General features: G+C 62.1%; 11 protein-coding genes. 5 read left to right on the forward strand and 6 right to left on the reverse strand.

Features of this window, described 5'->3' with window-relative positions; all coding sequences use genetic code 11:
- From VIE67_RS08280 to lexA, 4 genes are all read right to left on the reverse strand, one after another.
- The coding region (locus VIE67_RS08280; RefSeq protein WP_332025116.1) for a PHP domain-containing protein at positions 1-733 on the reverse strand (733 nt) is incomplete at its 3' end.
- Positions 730-2,181, reverse strand: a complete 1,452-nt coding sequence (locus VIE67_RS08285) for a Y-family DNA polymerase (RefSeq protein WP_332025118.1) — start codon at positions 2,179-2,181, stop codon at positions 730-732. The genes VIE67_RS08285 and VIE67_RS08280, both read right to left, overlap by 4 nt.
- 153 nt (positions 2,182-2,334) lie before the next feature.
- A complete protein-coding gene (gene imuA / locus VIE67_RS08290) occupies positions 2,335-2,970 on the reverse strand; it encodes a translesion DNA synthesis-associated protein ImuA (RefSeq protein WP_332025120.1) in 636 nt (211 codons plus the stop codon).
- 3 nt (positions 2,971-2,973) lie between these two features.
- Positions 2,974-3,588: a transcriptional repressor LexA gene (lexA, locus tag VIE67_RS08295; protein ID WP_332025122.1), complete on the reverse strand. Its 615-nt coding sequence runs from the start codon at positions 3,586-3,588 to the stop codon at positions 2,974-2,976.
- 219 nt (positions 3,589-3,807) lie between these two features.
- Between lexA and VIE67_RS08300 the strand changes: the two genes are divergently transcribed.
- The 5 genes from VIE67_RS08300 (at position 3,808) to VIE67_RS08320 (ending at position 7,594) form a co-directional block, all read left to right on the forward strand.
- Positions 3,808-4,314 (forward strand): DUF1993 domain-containing protein, encoded by a 507-nt coding sequence (locus VIE67_RS08300; RefSeq protein WP_332025124.1) that lies wholly within the window; start codon positions 3,808-3,810, stop codon positions 4,312-4,314.
- A gap of 133 nt (positions 4,315-4,447) precedes the next feature.
- Positions 4,448-5,527: a sterol desaturase family protein gene (locus tag VIE67_RS08305; RefSeq protein WP_332025126.1), complete on the forward strand. Its 1,080-nt coding sequence runs from the start codon at positions 4,448-4,450 to the stop codon at positions 5,525-5,527.
- Positions 5,528-5,631: 104 nt separating this feature from the next.
- Positions 5,632-5,988, forward strand: a complete 357-nt coding sequence (locus tag VIE67_RS08310) for an EamA family transporter (protein ID WP_332025128.1) — start codon at positions 5,632-5,634, stop codon at positions 5,986-5,988.
- A gap of 3 nt (positions 5,989-5,991) precedes the next feature.
- The gene (locus VIE67_RS08315; RefSeq protein ID WP_332025130.1) at positions 5,992-6,384 is read left to right on the forward strand and encodes a DMT family transporter; all 393 of its coding nucleotides are present in this window, start codon (positions 5,992-5,994) and stop codon (positions 6,382-6,384) included.
- The gene (locus tag VIE67_RS08320) at positions 6,368-7,594 is read left to right on the forward strand and encodes a DegT/DnrJ/EryC1/StrS family aminotransferase (protein WP_332025132.1); all 1,227 of its coding nucleotides are present in this window, start codon (positions 6,368-6,370) and stop codon (positions 7,592-7,594) included. Before VIE67_RS08315 ends, VIE67_RS08320 begins: the two co-directional genes overlap by 17 nt.
- Here the strand turns inward: VIE67_RS08320 and VIE67_RS08325 are convergent.
- A complete protein-coding gene (locus VIE67_RS08325; RefSeq protein ID WP_332025134.1) occupies positions 7,575-8,456 on the reverse strand; it encodes an arginase family protein in 882 nt (293 codons plus the stop codon). The two genes, VIE67_RS08320 and VIE67_RS08325, sit on opposite strands and share 20 nt — an antisense overlap.
- The coding region (locus VIE67_RS08330) for a GNAT family N-acetyltransferase (RefSeq protein ID WP_332025136.1) at positions 8,431-9,405 on the reverse strand (975 nt) is incomplete at its 5' end. The genes VIE67_RS08325 and VIE67_RS08330, both read right to left, overlap by 26 nt.

Genomic DNA, 9,405 nt, shown 5'->3' on the forward strand with positions numbered 1-9,405 from the left:
GCGTTGCGATGCGCAGGGTTTCATCGAGCAACTCGCGTGGATAGATTTGCGCGAGCGCATCGCGTTTGCGCAGGTGACGCTCGCCGTTCGCGAACAGATGACCGCAACCGGCGCGCACTGTCGTGCGATGACGAATCGCGGTCAGGGTGTCCTGCAGCGCGCGACGGCGGCGCACATGCATATGCACATCGCCTGCGGCGACGGCAGGCAGCTCGTGCTCGGCGGCGAAGGCGAGCCATCGACGCAGCTGGCTGGCATCGTCCGCGTCGCGATGCAGCTCGACCGCCAACCATGCGCGTTGTGGAAAATGCCGCTTTATCCAGTTTGCCTCATCCGGCGACGGCGTGGTCGCGGGAATCCACAAGGCGAGCAAGCCGTGCGTGTGCGCGACAGTATCTGCGCACGTCATCGCGTAGCTGCCCTTGGCTGCGGCGCGCCGTGCCAGGGTGATCAGCGCACACAGCGATTGATAGCCGGCGAGGTTTTCCACAAGCAGCACCAGCTTGGGTCCATCGTGCAGTTGCATCTCCGCGCCGACAATCAAGGCGACGCCGGTCTCGCGCGCAGCCTCGAGCGCGCGCACGATGCCGGCGAGGCTGCATTCATCGGTAATCGCGAGCGCGCTATAGCCATTTTTTTTTGCGCGTTCGAATAGTTCGCATGCATTCGATGCGCCGCGCTGGAACGAGAAGTTCGACAGGCAATGCAGTTCGGCGTAGTCGGGCACGTTCATGCGAACCAGCCGTGCAGTAGCCACGGCGCTTCGTCGCCGATACCGCGAAAGGCCCAGGCGCGCTGGCCTTCGCGGGTTTCGATCACGTAGTAATCGCGGCGCAGATCGCCGCCGTCCCACCAGCCGCTTTCGATGCGTTCGGGGCCGGCAAGAATGCGCCCGGGCTCGCCGCGTAACGGCAACGGCCGGCGCAATAGCCAGGTCGGGCGCGCTCCGGGCCGGCGCAGTGCGTGGTATTGCGCGGTCGCTTCACGCACGCTGCGCCGCTTGCTCCAGGCATGCTCGGGACGCGGATCGTCGCGTGCCTCGATGCGGTACACGGCTTCGTCGCCGAGACGGCTGCGCAAGCGGTCGGCCAGTTGCGGCCAGTCGAGTTGCGTGCCATTGCGTGCATCGAACAAGTCACGCGCCGCGGGTACGAAGGGCGGCAGTTCCTCGGCGCGCAGGCACAAGGCGCGCACCGGCGCGGGAATAGTGCTTGCCTGCAGGCGCAGCAGGCACAGGTCGAACAGGGTGATCGGATCGCGTTGCGGTGTCTGCGTGCCGATGCGCAAACACGTCGGCGCCAACTGCTTGAATTGCAGCGGATCGTGTTCGAGCAGCAGATCGAACTGCTGCACGCCGCCGTCGCGGCTGTGTAAAAAAGTACACAAATCGCCAATCAGGCGGCGCAGCGGAAAACGCAGCGCTTCGCTCGACTCGATTTCGTGATCGAATTCCATGCGCGCATGGAAAAGATCGGGTGGCCGGTACAGGGGCGGCAGATCGGGCAGATCGCCGCGCAACCGATCGAGATAATCGACGAACCCTGCGCCGAAGCGGCGGATCAAGCCCGCACGTGGCAGATGGAATACATCGCGCAGATGGCGCAGACCCATGCCTTGCAGCGCTTCGACCGTCGCTGCATCGAACTGGCAATGGCCGATGCGCAATCCCGCGAGTGCGGTATGCAGTACCGGCAGTTGCGGAATCATCGTGCCGTCCTGCGAGCGCGCGAGGGCGAGCGCGCCGAGCGCGGTGGGCGCGGCGGCAAGCCGATGGGTGACACCGAGTTCGGCGAGATCGGTGCGCCAGCGGCGTTCCAGCAGCGGCCAGGGGCCGAACAGCGAAAGGCTGCCGCCGATCTCGATCAGGACCGTATCGGCTTCGCGCAAGCTGACTTGCGAACTGTAGCCATAAGCCCAACTGGCGATCAGTTCACGCAGAGCCAGTGCTTGCGCGGGATCGTGCGGCAGCGGACGCAGCGTCGGGAACAGGGCCTGCGCCGCGGCCAGCGATTGACCACGTCGCACGCCGGCCGCGAGCGCACGCGGCGCGGCATCGACGATGAGCGGCCGCGCCTGATCGCGCGAGATCAGAGCCGTGGTATTCACATCGACGTCGGTATCGCGCTGACGCAACAGCGCATCGAATGCGAGGCGTGGCAAAAGCAGGGCGGCCCACAACATGTGCTTGGAACCTCTCTCAAAACTACTGCGCTCGACATCTCGTGCGCCGGCGGTGCTCGGAATCCTCATTTACCCTTATGTAAACTCCGGTTCCTGCGCTCCGGCGACACACGACCTGTCTTCGCTCGCTACGTTTTGAGATAGGTTCCATCCTCACCACGCCGGCGTGGCGGATGCGCGAAACGCAATCGAGCGCGTGGGCACCATGCCGCCACGGCATTTGATCACCTCGATTTGTGTACCGTCGCTGCGCAGTGGCAGGCGAATGCGTGTCGCGGCCGGCGATGGATTCGTCGCCGCGCGTGCCGGACGAAAGGCGAAGCCGAGTGCCTGACCGGTTTCCGCCGCGACCTGCAGGCGGCGCAGACTGCGTTCGTGCGCCTGACGTGGCCAACACAGCACGGCTGCACAAATGCCGGAGCGCAGGCATTGCTCGGCAGCCCAGAGCGCTTCGTTCTCGTTCGCCTCGATGCAATGCAGATACTCAAGTTGCACATCGTGCGCACGCAGCGCCGGTGCATAAAGCACATACGGCGCGGCGACGATGACGACATGCCGCCGTTGCCGGGTCAATTCGGCCAGCACCGGCAGGACGAGTTCGAGTTCGCCGGTGCCGTCCGCATCGAACAGCACTTCGCTGAGCGTGCCCAGCGTCCAGCCGCGATGCGGCAGCAGCGCATCGAGCGCGGCATGGCCGGTCGATGCCGACGGCACCTGTTGCTCGACGACACGGCCGCGCCAGATGCGCGGATCGCGCAGCATGTTTTCGATAACGGCCAGTTGCGGCATGGCTCAGGGCAATCGGATCACGCCGACATACAGGCCTTCGATCGCAAAATCGCCGGTCTTCGGATCGACCTCGATCGGCTCGAAGTCGGGATTTTCCGGCAGCAGCACGATCTGCTTTCGGCTGCGGTGCAGTCTCTTTACGGTGATCTCGCCTTCGATGCGTGCGACCACGATCTGGCCATTGCCGGCTTCAGGCGTGCGGTGCACGGCGATCAGATCGCGGTCGAGGATGCCCGCATCGCGCATGCTCATGCCGTGCACGCGCAGCAGGTAATGCGGGCGCGGCGAGAACAGATGACGGTCGACTGCAATCTCGCGTTCGATATGCGCATCCGCTTCGATCGGCTGACCGGCGGCGACGCGGCCGACCAATGGCAAATTCCAGATCGCCGCCGGTGCCGGTGCGGGGCGCAGGACGCGGATGCCGCGCGCCTTGCCCGGCTGCAAGGCGATCGCGCCTTTCTGCGCCAGCGCCCGCAGATGGAATCCCGCCGCACGCGGCTGGCTGAAACCGAAGGCCAGGGCGATGTCCTCATGCGTGGGCGGCAGGCCCTCGCGCGCGAGATGGGCTTCGATGAAATCGAGGATGGCCTGCTGACGGTCGGTGAGTATGTTCATACTACTAATTTACGTAGTAATCGCTGCGAAAGCAATCGCTGACCATTTCGAATGGTGAACAATGCGGGAAGTCTGTCGATTGGAACCTGGGTTCGTCTCTGCGCTTGAGACTTGGGGGCCATACCCCCACATGAGATCGGGCTTGCAGACTTTTGCTGGCGGTTTGCCATCGTCTGTACCAGATTGCCCGTTCCGATTCCCGATTTCTCAGGAGACATCATGCAAATCTCGATGTACAACGTACTGGTTCCGACCGTCAATCGCATGCTTGGCAATGTGCTTGTGTTGTTCGACAAGGCCGAGGCGTTCGTGGCGCAGAAAAAAATCGAACCGGCAGTGCTGCTCAATTCACGGCTGGCGCCCGACATGTTTGCGCTGACGCGTCAGGTGCAGATCGCCTGCGATTCGGTGAAAGGCGCAGCGGCGCGCTTGAGTGGTACGGAAATTCCTTCACACCCGGACACCGAGACGAGCTTCGCGGATTTGCGCGCGCGCATCGGCAAGACCCTGGATTTCATCAACGGCATCGACGCGGCGAAGTACGCAGGCAGCGAAGATCGCGATATCGTCCTGAACATGCGCACGGGCGAATTGCGCTTCAAGGGGCTGGATTACCTGCTGCATTTTGTGTTGCCGAATTTCTATTTCCACGCGACCACGATCTACGCGATTCTGCGGCACAATGGCGTGGAGCTTGGCAAGCAGGATTTTCTCGGCAAGCCCTAGAAGGCCGGCCGATCGACCTGCGCAGTTGGCGAGTCGTACAATCCATGCCAAGCCCGCGTTTTGCGCGTGGACAAGATTGCCTCGCAGCAGTGCTGCAGGCTATGAGTGGCATTGATTCTTCGAAGTAGCTTTGATGTTCGATGTGACTGAATGGTGGCCCCATGGCATCGCCTGGCTGAGCGGGCACGTGGTGGCACCGACGTTGTCGTTTCTGCATATTCAGGGCGTCGTTGGCAATCCGAATGACATCGCCGAAGCCGGGCTGATCGCGCTGATACAGATCGGCATTATCTTGCTGATCTTCCGTCCGCTGGAAACGTTCGCGCCGGCCGAGAAATGGGCCGATCGACGCCTGACCCGAATCGATCGGCTGTATACGCTGCTGATGTTGCTCGGCCTGAATCCGTTGTTCGCCTTCCTCGTATTGACGCCGTTCGCAAACTTGTTCGGCATCGTCGATAGCGCCGCTGGCGGCGAACCGGTCGGCGGTCTGCTGCACTGGGTGCCGCAGCTGGATTCGCATCCTTATCTTTCGTTCGCGATCTACTACGTTGTCTACGATCTGACTTATTACTGGATGCATCGCGCCCAGCACGCGATCCCGTGGTGGTGGGCCCTGCACAGCATGCATCACAGCCAGCGTCAGATGAGTTGCTGGACGAACGATCGCGGCAGCTATCTGGATGGCATGCTGCAGTCGATCATTCTCGCTACGGCCGGCCTGGTGATGGGAGTGGATGCAGCACAGTTCGCACTGCTGGAGCTGCTCAGCGAATTGGTGCAGAACCTTTCACATACCAATACGCGGCTGGGATTTGGCCGCTACGTGGAGAAATGTTTCGTCGATCCGCGCTTCCACCGATTACACCACATGCGCGTCAATCCGCAGCGCCCCAATTTGCATAACTGCAACTTCGGCCAGGTGTTGTCGATCTGGGACAGCCTGTTCGGCACCGCCCTGTTCGGTCAACCGATCCTGCCGACCGGCGTTGGTGATCCTGCGGTCGATGCCGACAACGGGCGCGGACTCGTGGCGATGCAATGGGGGGCGTTGCGGCGCTTCTGGGGCGCGTTCCGTCGGCCGGCGGGTTGGAGGTTGGGCGAGGTCGCGTTCGGGCCGGACCATGCGCCGATCCCGGTAAGTCATCTGGATCTGCACATGTTCGAGCGCCCGGCGACAGCCGATCCCGGAGCGCGAACTTCCGCAGCTTGACGCGTCGGCGAAGCTTATTTTCCACTGCCGCAAACTCGACTGGATTGATCCCGTCCCGCATACTTTCTTCAGCTTTATGGCCTTGCCTTGGACGTACGCCGCGCATGTCGATCCTCATCATCACCTTCTGGATGCTCAACCTCCTCCTCGATACTGGCGGACACTTGGCGTTCAAGGCCGCGGCGGCGCAGACCGATTGTGGCGATGGCCTCGCGCGCTGGCGCAATATGGCGCGACGGCCGTGGATCTGGATCGGGGTGACCTGCTTCGTCGCCGAATTCGTGGTCTGGCTGGCATTTCTGTCGTTGGTGCCGTTGTCGCGAGGTGTGCTGCTGGGGTCGATCAATATTGTGGCGGTGATGCTGGCTGGACGCTGGGTGTTCGCGGAGAAGTTCACGCCGCTGCGCATCGCTGGCAGCCTGCTCATCGCTATTGGCGTCGCCATCGTTGGAGTGAGCTGAGCGATGCGTCGTTTCTATTTCATCGGATTTCTCGCACTGATGCTGTTCGATACGCTCACGCAGGTCTGCTTCAAGCTCACCGCGCTGCACGCCGCACCGCTGGCGATGGATATCGGCTGGGTGCAGCGCGTGCTCAGCACGCCCTGGGTCTATGGTTCGATCGCTGGGTATCTCGGTGCCTTTTTCACCTGGATGACCTTGCTCAAACACGCGCCGGTCGGTCCGGCGTTCGCCGCGTCGCATCTGGAAGTGGTTGCGGTATTGGCGCTGTCGGTGCTGATCTTCGGCGAGCACTTGGATATCGGACAGCTCCTGGGCAGCGCCGTGATCATCGCGGGCATCATCTGTCTTGCCCTCGATCCGCCGCATGAAGGCGTGGATGAGCCTGCTGCGTAGCCCGATCTTCGAGGTTCCACCGACTGCGGGCCTGCCTCCGCTGTGGCGCGATTTGTTTCCGTCAAGCACCCCCTCGCTGGCCGAACGCGCCGCCGTTTTTGTCGGCGTAGACGATATCCAGATCGAATGCTCCGGCACAGCCGCGCTGGTCGTTGCGTTGTCCGCGCTGCGCCGGCGCAGCGACCGAATGAGCGTCGTGGTGCCCGCGTATACTTGTCCACTTGTCGCCATTGCGATTGCGCATTGCGGCCTCAAAGTTCGGTTGTGCGACCTCGCGCCCGATCATTTCGACATGGATTCCGCCGCCCTCGCGGCCGCTTGCGACAACGACACATTGGCGATTATCCCGACCCACCTCGCCGGCCGCGTCGCCAATGTGGACGTCGCCTTGGCGTGTGCGCGGCGCGTCGGCGCATTCGTGATTGAAGACGCCGCGCAAGCGCTCGGCGCGCGCAGCGGCACAGCGTCAGTCGGCATCACGGGCGATATCGGATTTTTCAGTCTCGCCGCAGGCAAAGGATTGACCCTGTACGAAGGCGGTTTGCTCGTCGCACGCGACCCTGAACTGCGCGTACAACTACGCCGCTGCCATGACGAACTCGTCGCCGCGAGTGCCGCATGGGAATTCAGGCGCGCGACTCAGTTGGTCGGTTACCATCTGCTGTATCGACCTCGCGGCTTGTGGCTCGCCTACGGATGGCCGCGGCGCCGGGCGCTGAACGCCGGTGCCTTGACCGCGGCAGTCGGCGACGATTTTTCGCTCTCCATTCCATTGCATCTTGTCGGCGCCTGGCGCCAGGGAGTCGGTGCGCGGGCGTTTTCGCGTTTGTCGGACTTTCAGTACGAACTAGCGACGCGCGCGCAGCAACGCATAACGCGTCTGGCGCAGATTCCCGGCGTGAAAGTGCTGCGCGATGGTGACAACGCGCAGGGAACCTGGCCGTTCCTGCTGCTGGCGATGAGCGATCAAGGCATGCGGGATGCGGCGCTTGCGCGGTTATGGAGCACGAGTCTTGGCGTGAGCCGCCTGTTTATCCATGCGCTACCGGACTATCCTTATCTCGCCTCGATCGTTCCTCGTGCCGACGTTCCGAACGCGCGCGTGTTTGCCGCCCGCACGCTGACAATTTCCAACAGCCCCTGGCTGGACGACGAGCGCTTCGCGCATATTTGCCGCGTCCTCGAAGAAGTCACTGCTGGTTCGCGTTGATCCTGGCCAGCAGCCGGCGATTGAGCGCGTGTTGTTGATCCTGCCAACTGAGCAGATCGGATTGCGCTATGGGTTGCTGGCCATCGGCTTTGCTGAGCCAGCGCTTCCAGCGCGTGCGGTACTCGTAGACGGAGACCTCGCCGGTGATATCGCTGCCGACAAGACGACCGGCAAGCGCATCGATAACGGCGTTCAAGTCGGCCTCAAGCAAACGGCCTTGATCCCAATTGGTACGTGCGACGCCGACATCGAGCACGTCCTTGTCGATCGACAGGTAGGTCGGTTGCGGCGATTGCGCCAGCACCTCGACAAACCGATCGATCAATTGTGCAGACGAAGGAAACACCTTGAACGCGTCCGCCAGCCCAAATCGTGCGGCCCAGCGAATATCGACATCCATGCACCAGTTCGTGAGCTTCCCGGCGCGCAGCGGCGCAAGATAGTTTTCCCACGCGTGCAACGCGCTGACATCCGACGATGTAATACCGAGTACATGCACGTGGCTGACGAAGGGCAGGGCTGCGACACGGCGCACCCACGAGCCGCAGTGAATGCCGAACGGGAAGCGCATATTGTCAGGGTGATTGTCGAAAACAACGACCTGGAATGATCGGTCCGATGCGCGGGTGCCCACTCGGCGTACCAGCGGATACGTCAGGTGATGAAAATCGCCGCTGCCGGTGAGCACCGTGCCGTGGTCATCGGGCAGTGTCGCATCGAGCTTGCGTGCCAATGTGTCCAATCGCCGAATCGAGCAGCCGAAACGGATTTCCTCCTGCCAATCGGCGAGGTCGACGGTGATCGCATCGGGCAACTCGCCGACGGATCGATCGAAATCAAGGACGATGGTTCGATGGCGCATTGGTGTTTGCTTCCTGCCATGCGCGATCGCGTTCGAAGCGCGGGGCGAAAAACCGCACGACGGCCCGCAGGAAGCGGTTGCGTACGTATACGGCGTGGCGCGTAAAGGTGAATTTCGCACCGAGGTACGCTTTGATCTCCGGATCGGTCCAGCCGGCGATATAGTGCCGCAACCCCCGCGCCCGCGCGTATTCTAGGTTGTGCATCCAGCTGACGAAGTACAGGCTCTGTTCTCGCGCTTGCGGATAGGCGAAACCGACGTATTTATCCACGAGGTTGCCGTGTGTCACGTAGCACAGATTGAAGCCGATCATGCGGCCTTCATGGTGGTAGATGAAAACGATACCGCCGCTTGTACCGTCGCGCAGCACCGCGTCGAAAAAAGCAGGTGACAGCAAATCGAATTGCAGTTCGCTTTGATTGTATACATTGAGATAAAGCGCATAAAATTCTGCGCGCACCGCGGCATCGGCAAAGCGCGCGTCGCCTGCAGGCACTGTCTCGACATGAAGCGCCGCTGCGGCACGCAGCTTGCGGCGGATGTCCTTGCGGCGTCCGGCAGACAACCGTGCCAGGTAGTCGTCGGTCGAGTTGAAATCGATCGGTACATAAGCCAACGCCTGACCTTCAAGCAGCAGGAATCCCGCGTGCGCGCAAGCAGCGGCAACCCTTTGTGCGTACGCGTTGGCCGTTGCGTCGAGGAGCGGGGACTGATGAGGCATGTCCTTGACGATCAGGAAAGGGTAACACCCTGAATAGTCCACCATGAGTTGATCTACCAGCGTATCCGCCGTGATGGCTGCGGACTCATCGGCTGGCGGGAAAAGCGCATATTCGGAAACCGTAGTGCCAACAAAGCAAGTGAGCGGATTGAGCAGCCTGCGCCACCAGCGATACAACGGCAGCGATGTAAACACACGCCTGGTGCGCGGGTCTGCGGCCGTGAGCAG

Origin of the sequence: Rudaea sp. (genome assembly GCF_036560865.1) — a bacterium.
Lineage (GTDB): Bacteria > Pseudomonadota > Gammaproteobacteria > Xanthomonadales > Rhodanobacteraceae > Rudaea.